This window comes from Pseudomonas sp. BJP69, from assembly GCF_007633355.1.
Lineage (GTDB): Bacteria > Pseudomonadota > Gammaproteobacteria > Pseudomonadales > Pseudomonadaceae > Aquipseudomonas > Aquipseudomonas juntendi.
The window spans coordinates 1,881,801-1,907,220 of the sequence record NZ_CP041933.1 but is presented as its reverse complement, the minus strand read 5'-3'; the positions used below and the strand labels follow the sequence as shown (position 1 = coordinate 1,907,220).

Below are 25,420 nucleotides of genomic sequence, written 5' to 3'. Positions count from 1 at the left end.
AAGTGGCGACCGGCGCATTATAAAGCCAAGCTGCAAGCTTCGAGCTACCGGCAGCGAGAAAAGCCTGGCACGGTGTGCTGGCAGCCAGAAGCTTGAGGCGGGTCACTGGCAATTGCGCCAAGGTCGGTTACCATGCCTGTTTCCATCCTGAGACAAGGCTGCTCTGTGTTCCCTGGCACGCCCCCTTTCCCGCGTCTGCTCATATTGACCGCCCTGCTCGGTAGCCCGGCCGTGGCCGAGGATCTGTTCATCGACAACACCGACCTGCCCCAGGTTCTGACCGCCACGCGCCTGAAACAGTCGCCGGCAGCGGTGCCGGGCAGCATGACCGTCATCGACAGCGAACTGATCCGCGCCAGCGGTGCCCGTGACATCCCCGAGCTGCTGCGCCTGGTACCGGGCATGATGATCGGCTACGGCGCCGGCAACCAGCCTACGGTCAACTACCATGGCAGCAACGCCAACGACGCGCGGCGCATGCAGGTGCTGATCGATGGCCGCTCGGTGTACCGTGCCGGCCTGGCCACGGTGGACTGGAGCGACATTCCCCTGGCCATGGAGGATATCGAGCGTATCGAGGTGTTCCGTGGCCCGAACACGGTCAGCTATGGCGCCAACGCGCTGATGGCCGTGGTCAACATCCTGACCCGCAACCCGGCCGACAGCCATGGCACGCGGATGAGACTGACCCGCGGCCAGGATGGCATCAACGACTATTACCTCAGCCACGGCTTCGGCTGGGAGGGCGGCGACATGCGCCTGTCGGTATCGGGCCAGCGCGACGACGGCTTCGACGAGAACCAGTTCGGCCAGGACTACCGCGACAGCCGCCGCTTGAACCGCTTCAACCTCAGCGCCAGTCATACCCTGGCCATCGACCAGACCCTGGAATGGCAACTTGCGGCCAAAGAAGGCAGCAATCAACGGCCCTACACCTACCAGCCGGTTTTCCAGCAGTACGAAGCCGGCAACAACGCCGACGTCAACGCCAAGGACTACGCCGGTTCGCTGCGCTGGACCAAGGAATTCAGCGCTGAACACAGCCTTTATGTTCAGGGCTCGGCGCAACATTTTGACCGCCAGCAAGTGTGGCGTGCCTGTGATGCGGTGCAGTCATTCAGCCCCGAGCTGACCCAGCTCTGGCAACTGAACCCGGACTTCGCTGAAAGCGTGGCGCGCGGCATTGCCACAGGTGCCCCCCTGGCCACGAACGACCCGGCCCTGCAAGGGCTTTTGCAGAAAGTGCAGGAGCAATGGCAGAACGGCGGCAAGCAACAGGTATGCGGCGATGTTGACCAGAGTACCCGCGAAACCCGCTACGACCTGGAAATCCAGGACACCCTGAGCCTGACCGACAGCCTGCGCCTGCTCAGCGGTATGAACTACCGCTATGACCGGGCCGATTCGCAGACCTACTTCAACGGCAGCGTCGACGACCAGACCTGGCGCCTGTTCGGGCAACTGGAATGGCGCGCCGACGAGCACTGGATCCTGCAGGGCGGCGCCATGTTCGAGGACTCGCAGCTGTCCGGCAACTCGCTGACCCCGCGTGTGGCGGTCAACTACCTGATCACCCCGCGCCATGGCCTGCGTGCGGTGTATTCCGAGGCCGTGCGCTCGCCCGACATGTTCGAGAACAACGTCAACTGGAGCTACACGGTCAAGAACCTCACGCCCAATGCATTCGGCCTGCAAAACGGCGAATACTTCGTCAAGACCCGCGGCCCCGGCGACCTCGAGCAAGAGCGCATGCGCTCGCGCGAACTGGGCTACAACGGCTATTTCAGCGACATCGACCTGAGCATGGACGTGAAGCTGTTCTACGACGAGATCACCGGCATGATCAGCGAGCCGCTGCGCAACAACCAGTACATCGCCAGCAACGCCAACAAGGCCCGCTTCAGCGGCAGCGAGGCACAACTGGACTGGCGCCCTACCCTGCGCGACCGTCTGCGCCTGACCTACGCCTATGTCGATGCCTGGGCCAGCAACCCCGACGATCGCCGCCTCAGCGCCCGCAACAGCGGCTCGGCCGGGTGGATGCGCGACTGGGGTGCTGGCTGGTCGAGCGCGCTGTTCTACTACGGCGACGATGCCCTCAACGCGTACCGCTACGAGCGCTTGGACCTGCGCCTGGCCAAGCGTTTCCGGGTATATGGCAGCAACCTGGAGCTGGCGGCGTTGTGGCAACAGCGCCTGGACGATGAACCGACCACGGCAGCCCAGAACCGCTACGACAGCCGCCACCGCCTGAGCGTCAGCGCGGAGCTGGAGTTCTGATGAGCCTGCTGTTGCGCCTGCTGGTACTGTGCCTGTGGCCGCTGGGCCCATTGTCGGCCAGCGAGATCCTGCTGATCGGCGCCGAGGACCAGCCCGGCATCCGCAGCTTCGTGGCGGCGCTGGAAAACCGCAGGCCGCACGACCATGTGCACTTCCAGACCACCGCCGACTTGCCATCACCAGGCAAACTCAAGGCCGACCAGCGCCTGATCCTGCTCGACAACCCTGCCCTCGATTGGCGCCTGAGCGAAACCGCCGGGCCACCGGCCCTGGTCATGCGCGTCAGCCGCGTTCAGGCTGAGCAGCGCCTGGGAAAGTCGCGCCCGGCGTTTCTCACCTTCCTGTGGAATGACGCGCCACCGGCCCGTCAGTTGCGCCTGGCGCGTTACTTGCTGCCCCAGGCACGGCGTATCGGCGTGCTGTACGGCCAGCACAGCGGGTTTCTGCTCGAGGAACTGCGCCATGCGGCACGGCCGCTGGGCCTGGAAATCGTAGCCCAGGACTGGTCCGACCCACGCGACAACCGGCCATTGCAGCACCTGCTGGGCAACAGCGATGTCCTGCTGGGGCTGGACGACCCTGACCTGTACAACTCCAAGACGGCGAAGAACCTGCTGCTGAGCAGCTATGGCCGGCAGATGGCGCTGATCGGCCCCAACGCCGGTTTTGTCCGCGCCGGCGCACTGGCCAGCACCTACAGCGACCAGGACGACTGGCTGGCGGAACTCGACCAATTGCTCGACCAGCCCCCGGCGCGCTGGCCGCGCAGCCTCTACCCCAAGCGCTACAGCGTCAGCGGCAACCAGCAAGTGGCCCGGGCCCTGGGCCTTGAACCGATCGATCCGAACGCCGCCGCCCAGGTACTGGCCGAAGGAGAACCCACCCCATGAGCAGCAAACGCCTGAGTTGGGACATTCACACCCGCACCCAGATCATCAGCCTTGGCCCCGCGCTGCTGCTGACCTTGCTGCTGATCAGCTTCTTTACCTTCGTTCGTATCCAGGACCTGCGCCAGGAACTCAACCACACCGGGCAATTGATCGCCAACCAGCTGGCACCCGCGTCGGAGTACGGGGTGATTTCCGGTAACAACGAAGTGCTCGAGGGGCTCATGCGGGCCACCCTCAGCATCCCGCACGTCCGCTTCCTGGAGGTACAGGACAGCCGCAACCACATCCTGGTCTACGTGGAGCAGTCCGACGAAAGCGCCAACCGCGCGCAGCAGGTCGAAGTGTTCCAGGCGCCCATCCGCCTGCAGCAGATACGCCTGGACAACGATTTTCTGCAACAGGGCAAAGCCAACACCCCGGCCATCGGGGACGACTACCTGGGCCGGGTGATCGTCGGCATGTCCGATGACGCGTTCAGCCAGCGCCAGCAGGAAATCGTGATCAAGGCGGGCATCCTCGCGCTGTTCGCCCTGCTGTTCACCTTCTTGCTGGCTCGCCGCCTGGCCCTGAGCCTGGCCAAGCCGATCAGCGACATGGGCCACGCGGTCAAGGCCATCCAGCAAGGCAAGTACAACACCCCCTTGCCGGTGGTAGACGACAGCGAGCTGGGCCACCTGGCGCGCCACATCAACAACCTGGCCAGCGCCCTGGAGCAGGCCAGCGCTGAACAGCAACAAACCATTGCCGAGCTGATCCAGGCCCGCGAAGAGGCTGAACAGGCCAACCGTGCCAAGTCCGATTTCCTGGCGATGATGAGCCACGAGCTGCGCACTCCGATGAACGGCGTGATGGGCATGCTGCAGTTGCTGGAAACCACCCCGCTCAGCAACGAACAGGCCGATTACACCGCCGTGGCCAGCGAGTCCACCGGGCACCTGCTGAAAGTCATCAACGATATTCTGGACTTCTCGCGCATCGAACGCGCCGCGCTGCAATTGGAACACATCGACTTCAACCTCGGCGAGCTGATCACCAGCAGCGTCCAGTCCTTCCAGCACAGCGCCCAGCAACGCGGCCTTGGGCTGCACCTGCAATTGCCGGCCGACATCGGCCAGTTGCAGGTGAACGGCGACCCTACGCGCATCCGCCAGATCCTGCTGAACCTGGTGGGCAACGCGCTGAAGTTCACCGAACGCGGCCAGGTGCAGGTCGAGGCCCGCTGGCAAGTGGTCGATCGGCAGTTGATCTGGCTGACCTGCAGCGTGCGTGATACCGGCATCGGTATCGACAGCGACCGCCTGGAAATGATGTTCGTCGCGTTCCAGCAAGCGGACAGCTCGATTTCCCGCCGCTATGGCGGCACCGGGCTGGGGGTTGTCGATCGCCCGCACCCTGGCCGAGCGCATGGGTGGCAAGCTGCGCGGTGAGAGCCATGTGGGCCAGGGTTCAACGTTCACCCTGGAGATGCCGTTGGCCTTGGCCAGCCAGGCGCCAGCGCCACTGCCGCACCCACTCGACCCGCCAGCGGCCGCTGCGGAGCAGAAAAAGGTGCTGTTGGTCGAGGATAATCCGGTCAACCAGAGTGTCATAGAAGCCATGCTGCGCAGCCTGGGGCTGGCGGTGTGCACCGCTGCAGACGGCCTCGAGGCGGTCGACCTGGTGGGCCGCCAGCGCTTTGCCGCGGTGCTGATGGACTGCCGGTTGCCGCACATGGACGGCTATGAAGCCACCCGCCGCATTCGCCAACTGGACAACGGCACAGGGCTGCCGATCATCGCCCTGACCGCCAACGCGCTCGACGGCGACCGCGAGCGATGCATGGCCGCCGGCATGGATGACTACCTGAGCAAACCCTTGCGCCGCAGCGAACTGCAGCGCGTGCTGCAACGCTGGTTACCCGGCCAGACAACCGCGACTGGCGATAAATGCTAAAGTGCGGCAGTCTTAAACACTGGACAGGACCTTCATCGGCCCTGAAAATAGACGTTTGAGTGCACACCTGTACTTCTTTCACCAGGTGCGCTGTGACTTTCACCACAACGCAATAGTCTACCTGTAGGCTACCGCCCCGAAGCCGTTGGTTATTCGGGTCGGTCGGGAAGATTCATCCCCTGCCACAGGGGGTTATTGAGGAGCTCGCATGACCAAACAACACGCCTTTACTCGGGAAGACCTGCTGCGCTGCAGTCGCGGTGAGCTGTTCGGCCCAGGTAATGCGCAACTGCCCGCGCCGAACATGCTGATGGTCGATCGCATCACCCACATCAGCGAAGAAGGCGGCAAGTACGGCAAAGGTGAGTTGGTCGCCGAGCTGGATATCACCCCGGACCTGTGGTTCTTCGCCTGCCATTTCGAAGGCGACCCGGTCATGCCGGGCTGCCTGGGCCTCGACGCCATGTGGCAGCTGGTCGGTTTCTTCCTCGGCTGGCAGGGCCTGCCAGGCCGCGGCCGCGCCCTGGGTTCGGGCGAAGTGAAGTTCTTCGGCCAGGTTTTGCCTACCGCCAAGAAAGTCACCTACAACATCCACATCAAACGCGTCCTGAAGGGCAAGCTGAACATGGCCATCGCCGATGGCTCGGTCAGCGTTGACGGCCGCGAGATCTACACCGCCGAAGGCCTGCGGGTCGGCGTGTTCACCTCCACTGACAATTTCTAAGGGTTATTCGCATGCGCCGCGTCGTTATCACTGGTCTGGGCATCGTTTCGTGCCTGGGCAATGACAAAGCTACCGTCACCGAAAACCTGCGCAACAGCCGTCCGGGTATCCGTTACAACCCGGAATACAAGGAAATGGGGCTGCGTAGCCAGGTTTCCGGGTCCATCGACCTCAACCTCGAAGAATTGATCGACCGCAAGGTCTACCGCTTCGTGGGCCACGCGGCTGCCTACGCCTACCTGGCCATGCAGGACGCGATCAAGGATTCCGGCCTGACCGAAGAGCAGGTGTCCAACCCGCGTACCGGCCTGGTGGCTGGCTCCGGCGGCGCCTCGACCCTGAACCAGATGGAAGCGCTGGACACCCTGCGCGAGAAAGGCGTCAAGCGTGTCGGCCCTTACCGCGTCACGCGCACCATGGGCAGCACCGTTTCGGCGTGCCTGGCTACGCCGTTCAAGATCAAGGGCATCAACTACTCGATCTCGTCGGCCTGCGCCACTTCGGCTCACTGCATCGGTACCGCACTGGAGCAGATCCAGTGGGGCAAGCAGGACATCGTCTTTGCCGGCGGCGGTGAAGAAGAGCACTGGAGCCAGTCGTTCCTGTTCGATGCCATGGGCGCCCTGTCGACCAAGCGCAACGAAACCCCGGAACTGGCCTCGCGCGCCTACGACGCAGACCGTGATGGCTTCGTCATCGCTGGCGGCGGCGGCATGGTGGTGGTCGAGGAGCTGGAACACGCCCTGGCCCGTGGCGCCAAGATCTACGCCGAAATCGTTGGTTACGGTGCGACCTCCGACGGTTACGACATGGTTGCCCCGAGTGGCGAAGGCGCTATCCGCTGCATGCAGCAGGCGCTGTCCACCGTCGACACCCCGATCGATTACCTGAACACCCACGGCACCTCGACCCCGGTCGGTGACGTTGCCGAGATGAAAGGCGTTCGCGAGGTATTCAAGGACAAGGCGCCGAAGATCAGCTCGACCAAGAGCCTGTCGGGCCACTCGCTGGGCGCCGCGGGCGTGCACGAGGCGATCTACTGCCTGCTGATGATGGAAAACAACTTCATCGCCGGCTCTGCCAACATCGACGAGCTGGACGCGGAAGTGGCCGACCTGCCGATCCTGCGCAAAACCGAAGAAAACGCCAAGATCGACACGGTCATGAGCAACAGCTTCGGCTTCGGCGGCACCAACGCCACCCTGGTGCTCAAGCGCTGGGAAGGCAAGTAACGCGCCCTGGCAGTAATCAAAAACGCCCCGACTGGTTCGGGGCGTTTTCTTTTGTGTCGCCTGTACTGGCCCTGTCGCAGCAAGCCAGCTCCCACAGGTACTGCGCAAGGTTTGGAACCTGCGCAACCCTGTGGGAGATTCTATGGTTCCTGGCAAGGGTAGCCGCTGCATCTTCAGTGCCTGTGAGATTGAGCGCCGCCCGCGCGGCGCATCGCGAGCTGCGCTCGCTCCTACGTTTGTTTCGGGCCAGTAACCCCTGTGCCAGATGCGCGCGGCCGCCTTGTTCGTACGACGCGATTTTGAGGCATGCGCCAAGGCGTTCGCGCGCAAATCCCACAGGAATAATTGGCCCGAAACAAACGTAGGAGCGAGCGCAGCTCGCGATGCGCCGCGCGGGCGGCGCTCGCTCTAACAGGCGCTGCATACCTTGTGGCAAACACCTGTCAGCCCTGATGCGATCCCTGTGAGCTGGCTTGCCTGCGATAGGTCAGTACTGGTAAACCCTTACTTCTGCCTGGGCAACACAGCCAGGAAGTTCTCCTTGGCTACCTTGTTCGCCACCCCCTCCGGCAACGCATCCAGAAACGGCTTGAACCCGTGCATCTGCTCGCCCAGGCTGCCAAACTGCCCCACCACATCCGACCCCAGCATGAACCGCTCCGGGTACTTCTCGACCAACGCCAGCCATTCCTTGCGCGGCACACCCTTGTCATCCAGCAGATACGGCTGCAGCACACTCCACGACAGATCGACATACAGGTTCGGGTAATCCTCAAGCAACCGCGTCAGCACTGGCAGTAAAAAGTCCATCTGCGTCTGATGCCGGTGTATCTCCATGCTGCTGCCAGCATGGGCCCAGATGAACCGGGTGTGCGGGTGATTGCGTAGCGGCTCTTCGATTTCTGCCAGGTACAGCGGGTTGCGCTCGCGCTTGGAGGTGATGTTGGAGTGCAGCAGCACTGGCAGGTCGCGCTCAGCGGCCAGGTGATAGATCCGGGTCATGGCTTCGTTGTTGGCGCGCGGCGTTTCGCCACTGGTCAACGCAGTCAGGTCATCATGGCGGGTAAACACCTCCCCGATGCCCTGCCATAGCCCCGGGTACAGATCGAGCATACGCTCGATATGGCTGACGGCGTTCTTGTCCACCGGGTTGAACCCGCTCAGGAACGGGTGGAAGCGTTTACGCTGCTGCGGTGGCAACTGCTGGAGCGCGGCCGCCACATAGGTGTCGGTGGCGCTGTACCAGTAAGCATCGGCATCATCACCGGCGTAGTAACGCGGGCGCTTGGGCTCGTCTTCGTGCCACTTCTTGGCCACCGGAATGCCGGAAATCATCGACTGGTCAACGCCTGCCGCATCCATCGCCTTGAGCAATGCCGGCATCCCTTCGCTTTCCTGGAAGAAATCCACATAGTGCAGGTGGGCGTCACTGTAGCGGTAGTCACGCGCCTGTACCGCTTGGCACAAGCAAGCGGACAGTAACGCGCAGGCCAGCGCTTTGGCATTCATGGGCAGCTCCCTTCTCCTGGTATCAGACAAGGTAGACCGGCCGGTGCAGAAGACGGTTCAGGCACAGCAGGCAAACCGTTATGCTTGGGCATTGCCCCCTTGCCTGGAGCCCTTCTCATGAGCAGCACGCTGATCATTCGCCCCCGTGCAGAGTCGGTCGAGGGCCAGCCGATTCTGCGCCCGCTGCCAGCGGCGCAGCGCCGCAGTGTCGGCCCGTTCGTATTCTTCGATCACATGCTGAAAACCGCCTACGCCCCCGGGCGCGGCATGGACATCCGCCAACACCCGCACATCGGCCTTTCAACCCTGACTTACCTGTTCGAAGGGGCAATTCAGCACAAGGACAGCCTGGGCTCGGACCAGTTGGTGCTGCCCGGCGACGTCAGCTGGATGACGGCCGGTCGCGGCGTGGCGCACGTCGAGCGCACCCCTGCTGACGCCTTGGCCAAAGGGTCAAGCCTGCACGGCTTGCAGGTTTGGCTGGCCTCGCCACGTGAGCATGAACAAGGCGCGCCCAGCTACAGCCATCATCCTGCGGCCAGCCTGCCGGTCAGCGACAGCCTGGGGGTGCGCATCTGCATGATTGCCGGCACCGGGTTCTGCCTGGCGTCACCGGTGCCGGTGCTGTCCCCTACCCTCTATGCCCAGGTACAGATGCAAACGGCGACTACCTTGCAGGTGCCGAACGAGCACGTGGAGCGGGCGCTGTACCTGTTGGAGGGCGAACTGCAGATGAACGGCGAGGATGTGGCGCCGTGCAGCCTGGTGGTGCTGCCGGAGGGCGAAGAGGTGACGCTGTGTGCGCAAGGTGAATGCCAGCTGGTACTGATTGGCGGCGCGCCGCTGGATGGGCCGCGGCGGATGAACTGGAACTTTGTCGCCAGTGACCCGGCGCTGATCGAGCAGGCCAGGGCCAGATGGGCTGCGGGGGATTGGCCGGTCGTGCCGGGGGAGAGCTCGAGGATCGAGTTGCCTCGCTGATTGGGGCCACTTTGCGCCCCTTCGCGGGCTTGCCCGCTCCCAGAGGGTGAGAGTTGGGAACGGGCAAGCCCGCGAAGGGCTGCACAGCAGCCCCACTATGCGATCAGCGCTGGAACACTTCAGTCAGCAGGTTATGCATCGAACGGAACGCCCGCTCCGAGGTGCGCCGGTCATACTGCATCTTGCCCGGCACATTGGCGCCAGGGTCGGTGAACGAATGCACGGCCCCGCCATAGCTGAGCAACTGCCAGTCGACCTTGGCCGCATTCATCTCGTCCTCGAATGCCGGCAGCTGCTCTTTCGGCACCAATGGGTCCGATGCACCGTGCAGCACCAGCACCGAGCCCTTGATGCGCTTGGCATCCTCGGGGTTCGGCGTGTCCAATGTGCCGTGGAACGACACTGCCGCACGCAAGTCGGCGCCGCTGCGCGCCAGCTCCAGCGCACAGCAACCCCCGAAGCAGAAGCCGAAGGTGGCAACTTTGCCAGGCTCCAGCAGCGCCTTGGACTGCCCCAGCAACTGGGCCAGGGCCTCCTGCATGCGCTTGCGAAGTTCGCCGCGGTCGTTCTTGAGCGGCATCATCGCTGCGCCCGCTTCGTCCGCATTGGACGGGCGCACCGACTGCCCATACAGGTCGGCGAGCAACACCACATAGCCCTTTTCGGCCACTTCCTTGGCGATGCGTTCGGCACCTTCGCCAATCCCCATCCAGTTCGGTGCCATGACCAGGCCCGGGCGCCCCAGCGCCCCGGGCTCGTAGACCAGGCGGCTTTCGTAGGTTCGGCCGGACAGGTGATACACCAGCGATTCGACGATTACTTTGCTCATCAGGCACTCCATTGGCACTCGTCATAAAAAAGCCCGCCGAAGCGGGCTTTCCTCTGCATCAACTCAAGCAGACAGCTCGACCAGCAGCTTGTTCAGGCGACGAACGTACGCTGCCGGGTCTTTCAGGCTGTCCCCGGCCGCCAGGGCCGCCTGATCGAAGAGGATATGCGACAGCTCGGCGAAACGGTCTTCGCTCTGCTCGTTGTCCAGCTTGTCGATCAGCGGGTGGCTTGGGTTGAACTCGAAGATCGGCTTGGACTCCGGCACTTTCTGCCCACTGGCCTCGAGGATCTGGCGCATCTGCAGGCCAAGGTCCTGCTCGCCAATGGCCAGGATCGCTGGCGAGTCTGTCAGGCGGTGTGACACACGGACTTCGGCCACGCTGTCACCCAATGCACCTTTCAGGCGCTCGACCAGGCCTTCCTTGTCCTTGGCGACTTCTTCCTGGGCTTTCTTGTCCTCTTCGGAGTCCAGTTTGCCCAGGTCCAGGTCGCCGCGGGCGACGTCGACGAAGGCCTTGCCGTCGAATTCGTTGAGATAGCTCATCAGCCACTCGTCGATGCGGTCGGTCAGCAGCAACACTTCGATGCCTTTCTTGCGGAAGACCTCCAGGTGCGGGCTGTTCTTGACCTGCGCGTAGGACTCACCGGTGAGGTAGTAGATCTTGTCCTGGCCTTCCTTGGCGCGCGCCAGGTAGTCGGCCAGGGCAACGCTCTGCTCGCCGCTGTCGTCGTGGGTGGAGGCAAAACGCAGCAGGCTGGCGATCTTCTCTTTGTTGGCGAAGTCTTCGGCCGGGCCTTCCTTCAGCACCTGGCCGAAGTTTTTCCAGAAGCCCTTGTACTGCTCAGGCTCGTTCTTCGCCAACTTCTCCAGCATGTCCAGCACGCGCTTGGTCAGCGCGGTCTTCATCGAGTCGATGATCGGGTCTTTCTGCAGGATTTCACGCGACACGTTCAGCGACAGGTCGTTGGAGTCGACCACACCTTTGATGAAGCGCAGGTACAGCGGCAGGAACGACTCGGCCTGGTCCATGATGAACACGCGCTGTACATACAGCTTCAGGCCGCGTGGCGCTTCGCGCTGGTACAGGTCGAACGGCGCGCGGGCCGGCACATACAGCAGCGAGTTGTATTCAAGCTTACCCTCGACCTTGTTGTGGCTCCAGGCCAGCGGGTTCTCGAAGTCGTGGCCGATGTGCTTGTAGAACTCCTGGTATTCCTCGTCCTTCACGTCGCTGCGCGAACGGGTCCACAGGGCGCTGGCACGGTTGACGGTTTCCCACTCTTCGGCCGGCTGCTCTTCACCTTCGGCAGCCGCCTGCTCTTTCGGCAACTGGATAGGCAAGGCGATATGGTCGGAGTACTTCTTGACCACGTTGCGCAAACGCCAGCCATCGGCGAACTCCTGCTCGTCCTTCTTCAGGTGCAGGACGATGCGGGTACCGCGCTGGGGCTTGTCGACAGTGGCGACTTCGAACTCACCCTCGCCACGGGACGACCAATGCACGCCTTCGGCAGCCGGCTGGCCGGCGCGACGGCTGTACACGTCAACCTTGTCGGCAACGATGAACGCGGAATAGAAGCCCACGCCGAACTGGCCGATCAGGTGCGAGTCCTTCTTCTGGTCACCGGTGAGGTTCTTCATGAAGTCGGCAGTGCCGGACTTGGCGATGGTGCCCAGGTGGGTGATGACGTCTTCGCGGCTCATGCCGATACCGTTGTCCTCGAGGGTCACGGTACCCGCCTCCTTGTCGAAGCTCAGGCGAATCTTCAGGTCGGCGTCGCCTTCCAGCAACTCTGGCTTGGCCAGCGCCTCGAAGCGCAGCTTGTCGGCGGCGTCGGAGGCGTTGGAGATCAGTTCACGCAGGAAGATCTCCTTGTTCGAATACAAGGAATGGATCATGAGGTGCAGCAGTTGCTTTACCTCGGTCTGGAAGCCAAGCGTTTCTTTTTGAGTCTCCACACTCATGGTCTTCAAAACTCCGATCTGATTGCAATGGCGCCTGGCGGGCGGTACAGCCTGCTTTAACGGCGGATGTCATGCAGATGGGGGCTGCCCGGATGATTTCAAGGGCTTTTGCGGTTCGATCTTGAAATGCGCGCGGGCCGTGGCAATCGGCGACTGGCGGTCGCCCTGCCAGGCGGTAATGGCCACGTTGGTCACCCGTCGCCCCTGGCGCCACAATTGGCACTGGGCGTAGGTATCGCGCAACAGCCCGGCGCGCAGGTAATCGATGGAGAAATCGATGATCTTCGGAATGCTGGCGCTGTCGCTGTAGATCAGCAGGTACAGCGCTGCCGACAGCTCCATGAAGCCGGCAATCACCCCGCCATGGATAGCGGGCAAGAGGGGGTTGCCGATAGTGTCCGGATTGGCCGGCAGGCGGAACAGCAGGTCATCCCCCTCGCGCTCGCATTCGATGCCGATCAACCCCGCGTAGGGAATCAATGCCAGCAAGGGGCGGTAGTCACCTTGCGCGTGTGCTGCATTGAGTTGCTGGCGAATGGCCGGCGGAATCATGACCCGCCCTCCTTCAGGCTGCTGCCGAAGCGGATGCCGCCTTTGACCTGCGGGCCCAACCGCATGAACGTACCCACCACCTGGCAGATCGGCCGCTCGGGGTCGTCCTGGTAGGCGCTGCCACGGGTGAAGATCACGTCGCGGGTCACCCGGTAACACTGGGCATGCCCATGGATGTCCTTGCCCGGTACCGACGGGTGCATGTAGTCGATGCGCAGATCCAGGGTCGGGCATACCTCGAAGTGCGGCAGTACGCATAGCGTGGCCATGCCGCAGGTGGTGTCCATCAGCGTTGTCAGCGCCCCACCGTGTACGGCACCGGTTTGCGGGTTGCCGACAATGGCCGGCGACCAGGGCAGGACCAGCGTCATGCCAGTTTCATCCGCCTGTGCCACACGCATCTGCAACAACTGGCAGTGTTTCAATGCCGAAAGAAAACGCTCGGCCATGGACATCAAGGTCGCATCACTCATAGGCTGTTACCACGTCCCTTCCAAACGGCATAGGTGGGTTCAAAAGTCCATGTAGAACGGGGCGTTATATATCTGAAACCTTCGTTGAACTTATTCCAAGTGGCTGCACTCGAAGGAACAAGTCACTTATCACACCAAGGAGAAACACCCCCATGCGTAAACCATTTGCTTTTGCTCTGATGCTGGCTGCTGCCATGGGCCTGGCTGCTTGCGATAAAGCGAGCGAAGACAAAGCCCAAGATGCGCAGGAACATGCCGAGCAAGCCCAGGAAAAGATGGGCGAAGCTCAGGATAAAATGAACGACGCCGCCAAGGAAAACGCCGAAGCTGCCAAAGATCAGGCTGAAGCCGAGCAAAAGGCTGCCGAAGAAGCCGCCCCGGCTACTCCGGCGCCGGCAGAACCTGCCAAGCAATAATCAGCCCGATAAAAAAACCCGACGTTGTCGGGTTTTTTTTTGCGTTGAATTCACGGTTAATCGTTTCAGTTCACTGCTACACCACCCTCTTTCAATGGCTCGCTGCTGACACTATCCGTGGGGGTAAAGACCATCACCTCCAGCACATCGGAATGGAACTCCCGCCGGTACAAGATCAATACAACACCCACACTCATGCCCATGAACAACCACGGGCTGATGAACCAGCTCAACATGGCCATGCCGAAGTAATAGGAACGTAAACCAAGGTTGAACTGGTTGGCCGCCAGCGACAACACCCGTGCTGCCCGCGAGGCGAACGCCTTGCGTTCCAGTTCGTTGACCTGCCGTTCGCCAATCATCGGTGCCGAGCCAACCAGTACGGCAGCAAAGTTGTATTGGCGCATGCACCAGCTGAAAGTGAAGAAGGCGTACACGAAGACCATGGCCAGGCACAACAACTTGATCTCCGACATGCCCTGCGAAGTCTGCTGCACCAGCGGCAGGTCGGCCAGCAGCGACAGCGCCCTGTCGGAGGCCCCCAGCACGGTGAGGATACCGGCCAGGATGATCAAGGTGCTGGAGGCGAAGAACGACGCGTTGCGCTCCAGGTTGCCGATCACGCTGGCATCGGCAATACGGTTATCGCGCAGCAACATGCGCCGCATCCAGTCTTCACGGTACAGGTGCAGCACGCTGGCCAGGCACGCGGTGTCGCGCCCTTTCCAGATCGCATACCGGGTATAGCCACCCCAGCACAGGGCGAACCAGGCGACGGCCAGCAGGTTGTTGAGGTTGCTTTGGATGAAATTCATGCAGGATTCCCGAAAAGGCCAGGTGCCTGAAGGATAGGGACCGGGTTTCGACGCTGGCAAGCGGCAAAAGGCACACATTCCTGCTGAAATTCGTACTGCCGGTGTGGGCCAGAAAAAAGCCCCGCATCGTTGCCGATACGGGGCTCTGCAGCTTGCACCTTGGGCGGGCACCCTTCGGCTTGTGGCCGGTGCCGCCCCCAAGGCTTGGCCCGGCGCGTCAGGCCAGCGCTTCGCGCGGCTTGCCCAGCATGCGGTCGCAGGCGACGGCGCCCATCAGGGTCACCACCGATGGCACCAGCCAGGCCATGCCGGCATCGCTCAACGGCAGGTGCGCCATGAAGTCCGGGAGCATATGGGCAAGGCTGCTGCCCTTGATCGCATCGACCATGCCGAACACCAGCGACACCAGCATGACCGGCGCCAGGATACGGGTCGGCGAATGCCACAGGTCTTTCACGAAACTCAGGCCGACTACCACGATGCAGGGCGGGTAGATGGCGGTAAGTACCGGGATCGAGAACATGATCAACTTGGTCAGGCCAAGGTTGGAAATCAACAGCGAGAAGCCAGCCAGGATCACCACCAGGGCGCGGTACGACAGCGGCAGGATCTGGCTGAAGTACTCGGCGCATGCGCAGGTCAGGCCCACCGCAGTCACCAGGCAGGCCAGCGCGATCAGCACCGCAAGGAAGCCGCTGCCCAACGAACCGAAGGTGTGCTGTACGTAGGCATGCAGAACGGCCGCGCCATTGGTGGCATCTGCCGCGATATCGTGGCTGGTGGCGCCCAGACGGAACAGGCTGATGTAGACCAGGGCCAGGCCGACACCGGCGATCAGGCCGGCGATGATGGCATAACGGGTAATCAGCTTCGGCGACTCGACACCGCGCGAGCGGATGGCGTTGACGATGACGATACCGAACACCAGGGCCCCCAGGGTATCCATGGTCAGGTAGCCATCGGAGAAGCCTTTGGAGAAGGCCGCTGCCGCATAAGCCGGCTGCGCGTCACCCATGCCCCCTGCCGGCAGGGCAAAGGCGGCAATGCCCAGTACGGCCAGGGCGATGATCTTCAGCGGCGCCAGGAAGCGGCCCACGGTATCGAGCAACTTGCCGGGGTACATCGACACGGCCAGCACCACAGCGAAATACACCAGGCTGTAGATGAACAGCGCCAGCGGGCTTTCCCCGGTCAGCGGAGCAACACCCACTTCGAACGAAACGGTCGCCGTACGCGGGGTAGCGAACAGTGGGCCGACCGACAGGTAGCAGACAGCCGCCAGCAAGCCGCCGAAGAATTTGCCGATCGGGCTGCTCAGGGCATCCATGCCACCACCGACCTTGGCCAGGGCGACCACGGTGATGACCGGCAGGCCTACGGCCGTGACCAGGAAGCCCAGCGCCGCCATCCACACATGGGGGCCGGACTGCAGGCCGACGATAGGCGGGAAGATGATGTTGCCTGCACCCACAAAAAGCGCAAACGTCATAAAGCCAAGCGCCAGGATATCCTGGCCTTTGAGAACTTTCATTTTAAGGTAGTACCACACTGCTGAAATCGGGATTCGAGAGGGGATTTCCCTTTGGATGAGGGGAAATGCTGCCCGGCTTGATAGGCCAGACCCGTTTAGCGTGTCGTTCCCTTTTGGGGTACGGGCACAGAGTGAGCGCGTAATGTAACCGTTTTGTCAGTCAAACGCACTGGAACAGTGCTGCTTGTCCGATGTGCGTACATGTTTGTCGTCTGTGCGACCGAAGACAGAAGGAATTATCCTCGGTTTAAACGCTGCGTCTGTGTGAAAATTCCTATCAAACCCATCGAAAAATCTACAGTGCCTGTTCTGGCCTCTTCGCGGGCTTGCCCGCTCCCACAGGGATCACCACAGGTTCTGAATGTGGTGATCCCTGTGGGAGCGGGCAAGCCCGCGAAGAGTTCGGCACAGGAATACAGAACCCCACAAACGACAAAGGCCACCCGAAGGTGGCCTCTGTGCGCGTGGGGGGTGTAGCGGTATTACTTCTTGGCTTCCCAACCGGTCAGCTCGGCCAGGGCCTTGCCTATGTCGGCCAGGGAACGCACGGTTTTCACACCCGCGTCCTGCAGGGCTGCAAACTTCTCGTCTGCAGTGCCTTTGCCGCCAGAAATGATGGCGCCAGCGTGGCCCATGCGCTTGCCGGCAGGTGCGGTAACACCAGCGATGTAGGAAACGACAGGCTTGGTCACGTGGGCCTTGATGTAGGCCGCTGCTTCTTCTTCAGCCGAACCGCCGATCTCGCCGATCATGACGATCGCTTCGGTCTTCGGGTCTTCCTGGAACAGCTTCAGGATATCGATGAAGTTGGAGCCCGGGATCGGGTCACCACCGATACCGACACAGGTCGACTGGCCGAAGCCGGCGTCGGTGGTCTGCTTCACAGCTTCGTAGGTCAGGGTGCCGGAGCGCGACACGATACCGACCTTGCCTGGCAGGTGGATGTGGCCTGGCATGATGCCGATCTTGCACTCGCCCGGGGTGATGACACCTGGGCAGTTAGGGCCGATCAGGGTCACGCCCAGCTCGTCGCACTTGACCTTGGCATCCAGCATGTCCAGGGTTGGAATGCCTTCGGTGATGCAGACGATCAGCTTGATGCCGCCGAAGGCTGCTTCCAGGATCGAGTCCTTGCAGAAAGGAGCCGGTACGTAGATGACCGAAGCATCAGCGCCGGTAGCTTCCACGGCTTCCTTGACGGTGTTGAACACCGGCAGGCCCAGGTGGGTGGTGCCACCCTTGCCTGGGGTTACGCCGCCGACCATCTTGGTGCCGTAGGCGATGGCCTGTTCGGAGTGGAAAGTACCCTGCGAGCCGGTGAAGCCCTGGCAGATGACTTTGGTGTCTTTATTGATCAGGACGCTCATTACTTGCCCTCCGCAGCTTTGACAACTTGTTGAGCAGCGTCGGTCAGGCTGGTTGCCGCAATGATGTTCAAACCGCTTTCTGCCAGTACTTTAGCGCCGAGTTCGGCGTTGTTGCCTTCAAGGCGAACGACGACCGGAACCTTGACGCCGACTTCTTTCACTGCACCGATGATGCCTTCGGCAATCATGTCGCAGCGAACGATGCCGCCGAAGATGTTGACCAGAACGGCCGCGACATTGCTGTCGGACAGAATGATCTTGAACGCTTCGGTAACGCGCTCTTTGGTAGCACCGCCGCCAACGTCGAGGAAGTTGGCCGGCTTGCCGCCGTGCAGGTTGACGATGTCCATGGTACCCATGGCCAGGCCGGCACCGTTGACCATGCAGCCGATGTTGCCTTCGAGGGCAACGTAGTTCAGTTCGAACTTGGCAGCGTGGGCTTCACGGGCGTCGTCCTGCGACGGGTCGTGGAAGGTTTTCAGCTTAGGCTGACGGTACATGGCGTTGGCGTCGATGTTGATCTTGGCATCGAGGCAGTGCAGGTCGCCATCGGCCTTGATCACCAGCGGGTTCACTTCCAGCAGTGCCAGGTCGTGATCCTTGAACAGCTTGGCCAGGCCTACGAAGATCTTGGCGAACTGTTGAACTTGCTTGCCTTCCAGGCCCAGCTGGAATGCCAGCTCGCGACCCTGGAATGGCTGTGCGCCGACCAGTGGGTCGATGGTGGCCTTGAGGATTTTCTCAGGCGTTTCGTGAGCGACTTTCTCGATGTCCACGCCACCTTCGGTGGAGGCCATGAACACGATGCGGCGGCTCGAACGATCGACTACAGCGCCCAGGTACAGCTCTTTGGCGATGTCAGTGCAGGATTCGACCAGAATCTTGGAGACGGGTTGACCGTTGGCATCGGTCTGGTAGGTAACCAGATTCTTGCCCAACCACTGTGCAGCGAACGCCTTGGCGTCTTCCTTGCTGCGAACCAGCTTGACGCCGCCCGCTTTACCGCGACCACCCGCGTGAACCTGGGCTTTGACTACCCACTCGTTCCCGCCGATCTTGTCGCAGGCTTCTGCAGCTTGCTCAGGGGTATCGACTGCGAAACCCTTGGAAACTGGCAGGCCGTACTCAGCGAACAGCTGCTTACCCTGATACTCGTGAAGATTCATGCTTTTTACCGTCTTCGTTAGGTACTGCGCTTCGGCGCTGCGCCATTACTGGCGCCGCGCCACCTGTGACCGTTGACCCCGGGTTATCCCATGTGATCCGGTCCGGCGGACGTTCCGCGGTGAGTCATGCACGCAAGACTCACGACGGGCTGCCCGCCGTGGTTTCTTATGATTAACGCTTCTTACGGTTGGCCACGTGAATGGCGCCGCCATTCACAGCCAGCGCTGCTTCATGCAGCGCTTCGGACAGGGTTGGATGGCTGAAGACCATCATGCCCAGGTCCTCGGCACTGGTGCCGAATTCCATTGCGATTGCGCCCTGCTGCACCAGTTCGGCAGCCGATGGGCCAATCACGTGTACACCCAGCACGCGGTCGGTCTTGGCGTCGGCGATGACCTTGACGAAACCACCGGTGTCGTTGGCCGCCATCGCACGGCCGCTGGCCGCGAACGGGAAGGTGCCTACGTTAACCTCAACACCCTCGGCCTTCAAGGATTGTTCGGTCTTGCCGACCCACGCGATTTCCGGGTGGGTGTAGATCACCGAAGGGATCAGGTCGTAGTTCATCTGGGCCTTGTGGCCCTTGATGCGCTCAACCACCATGATGCCCTCTTCCGAGGCCTTGTGCGCCAGCATCAGGCCACGCACCACGTCACCAATGGCATAGACGCCCGGCACGCTGGTCGCGCAGTGGTCGTCGACGTAGATGTAGCCACGCTCGTCGATGGTCACGCCGCTGTCGGAAGCCAGCAGGTCGGTGGTCACCGGACGGCGGCCGACCGCAACGATCAGCTTGTCGAAGGTGATCTTCTGCTCGCCTTCGGCGTTGGTGTAGGTGACTTCGACTTCGTCGCCGTTGACTTTCGAGCCGGTCACGCGCGCGCCGAGCTTGATGTCCAGGCCTTGTTTGGTCAGGGTCTTCTGGGCTTCTTTCGACACGGCAGTGTCGGCAGCCATCAGGAAGGTGTCCAGGGCTTCCAGCACGGTGACTTCAGCACCCAGGCGAGCCCATACCGAGCCCAGCTCCAGGCCGATGACGCCAGCACCGATCACGCCCAGGCGCTTGGGTACGGCCTGGAATTCCAGGGCGCCGGTGGAGTCGACGATGACGTTCTGGTCGACAGGCGCTGGCGGAATGTCGATCGGACGCGAGCCGGAGGCCAGGATCACGTTCTCGGCTTCGATCACTTCGGTGGTGCCGTCAGCCTTGGTGACTTCGACCTTCTTGCCCGCCAGCAGCTTGCCGTGGCCCTGGATCGAAGTAACACCGTTGGCCTTGAACAGGGTGGCCACGCCACCGGTCAGGTTCTTGACGATGCCAGCCTTGCGGCCAACCATCGCGGCAACGTCCATCTTCACTTCACCGGTGGAGATGCCATGCACGTTGAAGCTTTCTTTGGCTTCCTTGTACTTCCAGGAGCTGTCCAGCAGGGCCTTGGAAGGAATGCAACCGACGTTCAGGCAGGTGCCGCCCAGGGCCAGCTTGCCCTCGGCGTCGGTGTACTTCTCGATGCAGGCAGTCTTCAGACCGAGTTGTGCGGCCTTGATGGCAGCGACATAACCGCCAGGACCTGCACCGATTACCACTACGTCGAATTTCTGGGTCATAAAAGATTCCTTTTGAGCTTCAAGCAGCAAGCTGCAAGCTGCGAGACAGACAGGCTTCGACTTGAAGCTTGCCGCTCGCAGCTTACAGCCGCGCGATTAGATGTCCAGCAGCAGGCGAGACGGATCTTCCAGCAGGTTCTTGATGGTGACCAGGAAGGTTACCGCTTCCTTGCCATCGATCAGGCGGTGATCGTAGGACAGCGCCAGGTACATCATCGGGCGAATCACCACTTGGCCGTTAACGGCCATCGGGCGCTGGATGATGTTGTGCATGCCGAGGATCGCGGCCTGCGGCGGGTTGACGATCGGGGTCGACATCATCGAACCGAAAGTACCGCCGTTGGTGATGGTGAAGGTGCCACCGGTCATCTCTTCGATCGACAGCTTGCCGTCACGGGCCTTCTTGCCGAAGGTGGCGATGCCGTTTTCGATTTCGGCCAGGCTCATCGATTCGGCGTTACGCAGTACCGGTACCACCAGGCCACGGTCGCTGGACACCGCGACGCCGACGTCGGCATAGCCGTGGTAGACGATGTCGTTGCCGTCGATCGAGGCGTTGACCGCCGGGAAGCGCTTCAGCGCCTCGGTGGCAGCCTTGACGAAGAACGACATGAAGCCCAGGCGCACGCCGTTGTGGGTCTTCTCGAACAGGTCCTTGTACTTCGAACGCAGGGCCATGACTTCGGTCATGTCCACTTCGTTGAAGGTGGTCAGCATGGCCATGCTCGACTGGGCTTCTACCAGGCGCTCGGCGATCTTGGCACGCAGGCGGGTCATCGGGACGCGCTTCTCGGTGCGGTCGCCAGCAGCGGTGACCACCGGGGCAGCAGCAGCGGCAGCAGGCTTTGCAGCCGGCGCAGCGGCAGGTGCAGACTTCTTGTTGGCAACCGCTGCAACCACGTCTTCCTTGGTGACGCGACCACCTTTGCCGGTACCGGCAACGCTGGCCAGGTCGATGCCGTTTTCTTCGGCCAGCTTGCGCGCAGCCGGGGCGGCGACCGGGTCGTCTTCGCCAGCATCGGCAGCTGCCGCAGCGGGTGCAGCGGCAGGTGCAGCGGCGGCGGCAGGTGCGGCAGCAGCGCCGCCTTCAACAATCGAACCCAGCACCTCGTCGGACAGGACGGTGTCGCCCTCGCCCTTGACGATGTCGCCCAGCACGCCGTCAGCGGTAGCCAGCACTTCCAGGACGACCTTGTCGGTCTCGATGTCGACGATCAGCTCGTCACGCTTGACGGCTTCGCCCGGCTTCTTGTGCCAGGTGGCAACGGTGCCATCGGCAACCGATTCCGGGAAGGTTGGGGCTTTGATCTCGATAGCCATTATCTGTATTTCCTTAAATTCGGTTTCAGGTGCGCGAAGGCGTTAGACAGTGAAGGCGTCTTGCAGCAGTTTTTCCTGCTGTTCGGCGTGCTTCGAAGCGTAACCACAAGCTGGTGCGGCGGAAGCGTCGCGGCCGGCGTATTCCAGGACCAGCGCCTTGTTGTGGCGGCCCAGGATACGGCGCATGTGGTGCTGGCTGCTGTACCAGGCACCCTGGTTCATCGGCTCTTCCTGACACCACACGGCATGCTTGAGGTTGGTGTACGGCGCCAGGATTTCGACCAGGTCGTCCTCCGGGAACGGATACAGCTGCTCGATACGCACGATGGCGATGTCTTCGCGGCCCTCGGCACGGCGTTTCTCCAGCAGGTCGTAGTAGACCTTGCCGCCGCACAGGACCAGGCGTTCGACCTTGGCCGGATCGAGGTTGTCGATTTCCGGGATCACGGTCTGGAACGAGCCTTCTGCCAGGTCTTCCAGGGTCGAAACGGCCAGCTTGTGACGCAGCAGCGACTTCGGTGTCAGCACGATCAGCGGCTTGCGCAGCGGGCGAATGACCTGACGACGCAGCAGGTGGTAGATCTGCGCCGGCGTGGTTGGCACGCAGACCTGGATGTTGTGCTCGGCACACAGCTGCAGGTAACGCTCCAGGCGCGCGGAGGAGTGCTCCGGGCCCTGCCCTTCATAGCCGTGCGGCAGCAGCATGGTCAGGCCACACAGGCGACCCCACTTGTGCTCGCCGCTGGTGATGAACTGGTCGATGACCACTTGCGCACCGTTGGCGAAGTCGCCGAACTGGGCTTCCCAGATCACCAGCGCGTTCGGCGTGGTGGTCGAGTAGCCATATTCGAAGGCCAGCACGGCTTCTTCCGACAGGAAGGAGTCGTACAGCTCGAACATCGGCTGGCCCGGGAACAGGTTCTTCAGCGGTACATAGGTGCCGGCATCCTTCTGGTTGTGCAGCACTGCATGGCGGTGCGAGAAGGTGCCACGGCCGATGTCCTGGCCGGTCATGCGGATCGGGTGACCTTCGAACTGCAGGGTGGCGTAGGCCATGGTTTCTGCATAGCCCCAGTTGATCGGCAAGCCACCGGCCTGCATCTTCTGGCGGTCTTCGTAGATCTTCGCCACCTGGCGCTGGACGACGAAGCCTTCCGGGATTTCCAGCAGCTTGGCCGACAGGTCCTGCAAGGTCTTGAGGTCGAAGCGGGTGTCGTGACGCGCAGTCCAGGCATGGCCCAGGTAGGGGCGCCAGTCGACGAACAGCTCGCGGTTCGGCTCCTTGACCAGGCTTTTCACCACGTGCAGACCGTTGTCCAGCGCGTTGCGGTACTCGTCGATCTTCGCCTGGGCACGCTCGGCATCGATACGGCCAGCCTGGATCAGCGACTCGGCGTACAGCTCGCGGGTGGTACGCTGCTTGGTGATCTGCTGGTACATCAGCGGCTGGGTGCCGCTCGGCTCGTCGGCCTCGTTGTGGCCGCGACGGCGGTAGCAGACCAGGTCGATGACCACGTCACGCTTGAACTGCATGCGGTAGTCGATGGCCAGCTGGGTGACGAACAGCACTGCTTCCGGGTCATCGCCGTTCACGTGCAGGATCGGCGCCTGGATCATCTTGGCCACGTCGGTGGCGTACTCGGTGGAGCGCGCGTCCAGCGGGTTGCTGATGGTGAAACCAACCTGGTTGTTGATCACGATGTGCACGGTGCCGCCGGTCTTGAAACCGCGGGTCTGCGACATCTGGAAGGTTTCCATGACCACACCCTGGCCGGCGAATGCAGCGTCGCCGTGGATCGAGATCGGCAGCACCTTGTCGCCAACGGTGTCGTTGCGGCGGTCCTGACGGGCGCGCACCGAACCCTCGACCACCGGCGAAACGATTTCCAGGTGGGACGGGTTGAACGCCATGGCCAGGTGCACTTCGCCACCGGAGGTCATCACGTTCGAGGAGAAGCCCTGGTGATATTTCACGTCACCGGAGCCCAGCTCGTTCATCTTCTTGCCTTCGAACTCGTCGAACAGCTCGCGCGGGCTCTTGCCGAAGGTGTTCACCAGCACGTTCAGACGGCCACGGTGGGCCATGCCGATGACGACTTCCTTGGTGCCGTAGGAGCCGGAACGCTGGATCATTTCGTCCAGCATCGGGATCAGGCTCTCGCCACCTTCCAGGCCGAAGCGCTTGGTGCCTGGGTACTTGGTGCCCAGGTATTTTTCCAGGCCTTCACCGGCGGTAACGCGCTCGAGCAGGTGGGCCTGCACGTCAGCGGAGTATTCCGGACGGCCGCGCACGCTTTCCAGGCGCTGCTGGAACCAGCTGCGCTGCTCGGAATCGACGATGTGGGTGAACTCGGCGCCAATGGTGCGACAATATGTCTTCTGGAGTGCATCCAGGATGTCGCGTAGGCTCGCCTCCTCTTTGCCGATGAACAGGTCGCCGGCACGGAAGGTCGTATCAAGATCGGCATTGGTCAAGCCGTAGTGATTGATCGACAGGTCTACGGGCGCAGGGCGCTGCCACAACCCCAACGGGTCGAGCTTGGCAGCCTGATGGCCGCGCATACGATAGGCCTGGATCAGTCGCAGAACTTCAACCTGCTTCTTCTCGTGTTCACTGCTCACGCTCCCGGCAGATACCGGTTGGGCGCGGCGCTGGTTCTTTGCCAGCAGTACGAAATGGTCGCGGATTGTCGAGTGCGATACATCAGTAGCGGTGCTGCCGTCGGCTGGCAACTTCTGGAAGTAAGTGCGCCACTCTTCTGGCACAGCGTTAGGGTCGTGCAGGTAGAGCTCGTAGAGCTCTTCCACATATGCAGCGTTACCACCTGAAAGGTGGGCGCTATCCCACATGCGCTGCATCACGCTTTCTTGCATGCTTGGTCACCCTCGATTAGGGGACTGATCGGCGAGAGCCGAAGCAAACCTGGAAAAGTCCGAAAACAGCGACTGAACCACGCCACCTGGATCCTGCTGATTTTCCGGGTACCAGCCCGGAAAGCCCCTGCTGGTCTCATATCTTCATAGGTAATGAGCGCGGGCTTTTTGGGCCCTTGCTCGGGTTTTACCTCAGTGCGGGCTCACCGCCCGCACCTCGGCTTACTGCAGGTACAACACTGTGTATCAGGTGCCGCTTTGCAGCAGCATGTTACGTACGTGGCCGATTGCCTTGGTCGGGTTGAGACCTTTCGGGCAAACGTTCACGCAGTTCATGATCCCGCGGCAGCGGAATACGCTGAACGGGTCATCCAGGGACGCCAGGCGCTCCTGAGTCTTGGTGTCGCGGCTGTCGGCCAGGAAACGGTAGGCCTGCAGCAGCGCGGCCGGGCCCAGGAACTTGTCCGGGTTCCACCAGAACGACGGGCAGGAAGTCGAGCAGCAAGCGCACAGGATGCACTCGTACAGGCCGTCCAGCTTTTCGCGGTCTTCCGGCGACTGCAGGCGCTCGATGGCCGGGGCCGGCGTGTCGTTCTGCAGGAACGGCTTCACCTTCTCGTACTGCTTGTAGAAGATGCTCATGTCGACCACCAGGTCACGAATGACCGGCAGGCCTGGCAGAGGGCGCAGAACCAGCTTGTTGCCCTTGACCACCGCCGACAGCGGGGTGATGCAGGCCAGGCCGTTCTTGCCGTTCATGTTCATGCCATCGGAACCGCACACGCCTTCACGGCAGGAACGACGGTACGAGAAACCTTCGTCCTTTTCCTTGATCAGGGCCAGTACGTCCAGCACCATCAAGTCCTTGCCGCCGGTATCGACGTCGAACGACTCCATTTTTGGCGCCGAATCGGTATCCGGGTTGTAACGATAAACTTCGACTTTCAACATA

Annotated in this window: 21 protein-coding genes; 8 read left to right on the top strand and 13 right to left on the bottom strand. The window is 62.0% G+C overall.

The window, feature by feature from the left end; all coding sequences use genetic code 11:
* The first annotated feature begins 132 nt into the window (after positions 1–132).
* From FPB55_RS08730 to fabB, 6 genes are all read left to right on the top strand, one after another.
* On the top strand, positions 133–2,280 hold the full coding sequence (locus tag FPB55_RS08730; protein ID WP_178097499.1) for a TonB-dependent receptor: 2,148 nt from the start codon (positions 133–135) through the stop codon (positions 2,278–2,280).
* The gene (locus tag FPB55_RS08725) at positions 2,280–3,170 is read left to right on the top strand and encodes an ABC transporter substrate-binding protein (protein ID WP_009683175.1); all 891 of its coding nucleotides are present in this window, start codon (positions 2,280–2,282) and stop codon (positions 3,168–3,170) included. Before FPB55_RS08730 ends, FPB55_RS08725 begins: the two co-directional genes overlap by 1 nt.
* Positions 3,167–4,597, top strand: coding sequence for a histidine kinase dimerization/phospho-acceptor domain-containing protein (locus FPB55_RS08720; protein WP_342782923.1), 1,431 nt, complete (start codon positions 3,167–3,169; stop codon positions 4,595–4,597). Before FPB55_RS08725 ends, FPB55_RS08720 begins: the two co-directional genes overlap by 4 nt.
* The gene (locus FPB55_RS26895; RefSeq protein ID WP_342782922.1) at positions 4,545–5,102 is read left to right on the top strand and encodes a response regulator; all 558 of its coding nucleotides are present in this window, start codon (positions 4,545–4,547) and stop codon (positions 5,100–5,102) included. Before FPB55_RS08720 ends, FPB55_RS26895 begins: the two co-directional genes overlap by 53 nt.
* Before the next feature lie 208 nt (positions 5,103–5,310).
* Complete coding sequence (fabA, locus tag FPB55_RS08715; RefSeq protein ID WP_008089108.1) at positions 5,311–5,826, top strand: 3-hydroxyacyl-[acyl-carrier-protein] dehydratase FabA; 516 nt, start codon at positions 5,311–5,313, stop codon at positions 5,824–5,826.
* Between the two features lie 11 nt (positions 5,827–5,837).
* A complete protein-coding gene (gene fabB / locus FPB55_RS08710; RefSeq protein WP_009683177.1) occupies positions 5,838–7,058 on the top strand; it encodes a beta-ketoacyl-ACP synthase I in 1,221 nt (406 codons plus the stop codon).
* 504 nt (positions 7,059–7,562) lie between these two features.
* Here the strand turns inward: fabB and FPB55_RS08705 are convergent.
* Positions 7,563–8,567, bottom strand: coding sequence for an amidohydrolase family protein (locus tag FPB55_RS08705; RefSeq protein ID WP_047149581.1), 1,005 nt, complete (start codon positions 8,565–8,567; stop codon positions 7,563–7,565).
* 117 nt (positions 8,568–8,684) lie between these two features.
* Here FPB55_RS08705 and FPB55_RS08700 point away from each other — a divergent pair, with 117 nt between their 5' ends.
* The gene (locus FPB55_RS08700) at positions 8,685–9,548 is read left to right on the top strand and encodes a pirin family protein (RefSeq protein WP_144187975.1); all 864 of its coding nucleotides are present in this window, start codon (positions 8,685–8,687) and stop codon (positions 9,546–9,548) included.
* Positions 9,549–9,651: 103 nt separating this feature from the next.
* Here FPB55_RS08700 and FPB55_RS08695 read toward each other — a convergent pair whose 3' ends face one another.
* From FPB55_RS08695 to FPB55_RS08680, 4 genes are all read right to left on the bottom strand, one after another.
* The gene (locus tag FPB55_RS08695; RefSeq protein WP_009684696.1) at positions 9,652–10,377 is read right to left on the bottom strand and encodes a dienelactone hydrolase family protein; all 726 of its coding nucleotides are present in this window, start codon (positions 10,375–10,377) and stop codon (positions 9,652–9,654) included.
* A 63-nt stretch (positions 10,378–10,440) separates the two neighbouring features.
* Positions 10,441–12,345, bottom strand: a complete 1,905-nt coding sequence (gene htpG / locus FPB55_RS08690) for a molecular chaperone HtpG (protein WP_029887686.1) — start codon at positions 12,343–12,345, stop codon at positions 10,441–10,443.
* A 69-nt stretch (positions 12,346–12,414) separates the two neighbouring features.
* Positions 12,415–12,897: a PaaI family thioesterase gene (locus FPB55_RS08685; RefSeq protein ID WP_054911497.1), complete on the bottom strand. Its 483-nt coding sequence runs from the start codon at positions 12,895–12,897 to the stop codon at positions 12,415–12,417.
* Entirely contained in the window at positions 12,894–13,370 is a 477-nt protein-coding gene (locus tag FPB55_RS08680) for a PaaI family thioesterase (protein ID WP_029887684.1), read from the bottom strand. The genes FPB55_RS08685 and FPB55_RS08680 overlap by 4 nt, the downstream gene beginning before the upstream one ends.
* 152 nt (positions 13,371–13,522) lie before the next feature.
* Here FPB55_RS08680 and FPB55_RS08675 point away from each other — a divergent pair, with 152 nt between their 5' ends.
* The gene (locus tag FPB55_RS08675) at positions 13,523–13,786 is read left to right on the top strand and encodes a hypothetical protein (protein WP_009684700.1); all 264 of its coding nucleotides are present in this window, start codon (positions 13,523–13,525) and stop codon (positions 13,784–13,786) included.
* Between the two features lie 65 nt (positions 13,787–13,851).
* Here FPB55_RS08675 and FPB55_RS08670 read toward each other — a convergent pair whose 3' ends face one another.
* The 8 genes from FPB55_RS08670 to FPB55_RS08630 all read right to left on the bottom strand — a co-directional run bounded on the left by FPB55_RS08670 (position 13,852) and on the right by FPB55_RS08630 (position 25,419).
* A complete protein-coding gene (locus tag FPB55_RS08670; RefSeq protein WP_009684701.1) occupies positions 13,852–14,601 on the bottom strand; it encodes a DUF599 family protein in 750 nt (249 codons plus the stop codon).
* A gap of 217 nt (positions 14,602–14,818) precedes the next feature.
* Positions 14,819–16,132, bottom strand: coding sequence for a branched-chain amino acid transport system II carrier protein (gene brnQ, locus FPB55_RS08665; RefSeq protein WP_054911494.1), 1,314 nt, complete (start codon positions 16,130–16,132; stop codon positions 14,819–14,821).
* Between the two features lie 482 nt (positions 16,133–16,614).
* Entirely contained in the window at positions 16,615–17,499 is an 885-nt protein-coding gene (gene sucD / locus FPB55_RS08655) for a succinate--CoA ligase subunit alpha (protein ID WP_003254203.1), read from the bottom strand.
* On the bottom strand, positions 17,499–18,665 hold the full coding sequence (gene sucC, locus FPB55_RS08650) for an ADP-forming succinate--CoA ligase subunit beta (protein WP_003254205.1): 1,167 nt from the start codon (positions 18,663–18,665) through the stop codon (positions 17,499–17,501). The genes sucD and sucC overlap by 1 nt, the downstream gene beginning before the upstream one ends.
* Positions 18,666–18,837: 172 nt before the next feature.
* Positions 18,838–20,274, bottom strand: coding sequence for a dihydrolipoyl dehydrogenase (gene lpdA, locus FPB55_RS08645; protein ID WP_009684703.1), 1,437 nt, complete (start codon positions 20,272–20,274; stop codon positions 18,838–18,840).
* A 96-nt stretch (positions 20,275–20,370) separates the two neighbouring features.
* The gene (gene odhB, locus FPB55_RS08640; protein WP_054881175.1) at positions 20,371–21,594 is read right to left on the bottom strand and encodes a 2-oxoglutarate dehydrogenase complex dihydrolipoyllysine-residue succinyltransferase; all 1,224 of its coding nucleotides are present in this window, start codon (positions 21,592–21,594) and stop codon (positions 20,371–20,373) included.
* 42 nt (positions 21,595–21,636) lie between these two features.
* Entirely contained in the window at positions 21,637–24,468 is a 2,832-nt protein-coding gene (locus FPB55_RS08635) for a 2-oxoglutarate dehydrogenase E1 component (protein WP_029886713.1), read from the bottom strand.
* 246 nt (positions 24,469–24,714) lie between these two features.
* Positions 24,715–25,419, bottom strand: a complete 705-nt coding sequence (locus tag FPB55_RS08630; protein WP_009684708.1) for a succinate dehydrogenase iron-sulfur subunit — start codon at positions 25,417–25,419, stop codon at positions 24,715–24,717.
* Position 25,420: the final 1 nt, after the last annotated feature.

What these genes read in the sequence shown, in the direction of transcription:
- FPB55_RS08730 (WP_178097499.1), top strand. Translation starts at nt 133, where the DNA reads ATGCCTGTTTCCATCCTGAGACAAGGCTGCTCTGTGTTCCCTGGCACG.
- FPB55_RS08725 (WP_009683175.1), top strand. Translation starts at nt 2,280, where the DNA reads ATGAGCCTGCTGTTGCGCCTGCTGGTACTGTGCCTGTGGCCGCTGGGC.
- FPB55_RS08720 (WP_342782923.1), top strand. Translation starts at nt 3,167, where the DNA reads ATGAGCAGCAAACGCCTGAGTTGGGACATTCACACCCGCACCCAGATC.
- fabA (WP_008089108.1), top strand. Translation starts at nt 5,311, where the DNA reads ATGACCAAACAACACGCCTTTACTCGGGAAGACCTGCTGCGCTGCAGT.
- fabB (WP_009683177.1), top strand. Translation starts at nt 5,838, where the DNA reads ATGCGCCGCGTCGTTATCACTGGTCTGGGCATCGTTTCGTGCCTGGGC.
- FPB55_RS08705 (WP_047149581.1), bottom strand. Translation starts at nt 8,567, where the DNA reads ATGAATGCCAAAGCGCTGGCCTGCGCGTTACTGTCCGCTTGCTTGTGC.
- FPB55_RS08700 (WP_144187975.1), top strand. Translation starts at nt 8,685, where the DNA reads ATGAGCAGCACGCTGATCATTCGCCCCCGTGCAGAGTCGGTCGAGGGC.
- FPB55_RS08695 (WP_009684696.1), bottom strand. Translation starts at nt 10,377, where the DNA reads ATGAGCAAAGTAATCGTCGAATCGCTGGTGTATCACCTGTCCGGCCGA.
- htpG (WP_029887686.1), bottom strand. Translation starts at nt 12,345, where the DNA reads ATGAGTGTGGAGACTCAAAAAGAAACGCTTGGCTTCCAGACCGAGGTA.
- FPB55_RS08685 (WP_054911497.1), bottom strand. Translation starts at nt 12,897, where the DNA reads ATGATTCCGCCGGCCATTCGCCAGCAACTCAATGCAGCACACGCGCAA.
- FPB55_RS08680 (WP_029887684.1), bottom strand. Translation starts at nt 13,370, where the DNA reads ATGAGTGATGCGACCTTGATGTCCATGGCCGAGCGTTTTCTTTCGGCA.
- FPB55_RS08675 (WP_009684700.1), top strand. Translation starts at nt 13,523, where the DNA reads ATGCGTAAACCATTTGCTTTTGCTCTGATGCTGGCTGCTGCCATGGGC.
- FPB55_RS08670 (WP_009684701.1), bottom strand. Translation starts at nt 14,601, where the DNA reads ATGAATTTCATCCAAAGCAACCTCAACAACCTGCTGGCCGTCGCCTGG.
- brnQ (WP_054911494.1), bottom strand. Translation starts at nt 16,132, where the DNA reads ATGAAAGTTCTCAAAGGCCAGGATATCCTGGCGCTTGGCTTTATGACG.
- sucD (WP_003254203.1), bottom strand. Translation starts at nt 17,499, where the DNA reads ATGAGCGTCCTGATCAATAAAGACACCAAAGTCATCTGCCAGGGCTTC.
- sucC (WP_003254205.1), bottom strand. Translation starts at nt 18,665, where the DNA reads ATGAATCTTCACGAGTATCAGGGTAAGCAGCTGTTCGCTGAGTACGGC.
- lpdA (WP_009684703.1), bottom strand. Translation starts at nt 20,274, where the DNA reads ATGACCCAGAAATTCGACGTAGTGGTAATCGGTGCAGGTCCTGGCGGT.
- odhB (WP_054881175.1), bottom strand. Translation starts at nt 21,594, where the DNA reads ATGGCTATCGAGATCAAAGCCCCAACCTTCCCGGAATCGGTTGCCGAT.
- FPB55_RS08635 (WP_029886713.1), bottom strand. Translation starts at nt 24,468, where the DNA reads ATGCAAGAAAGCGTGATGCAGCGCATGTGGGATAGCGCCCACCTTTCA.
- FPB55_RS08630 (WP_009684708.1), bottom strand. Translation starts at nt 25,419, where the DNA reads ATGTTGAAAGTCGAAGTTTATCGTTACAACCCGGATACCGATTCGGCG.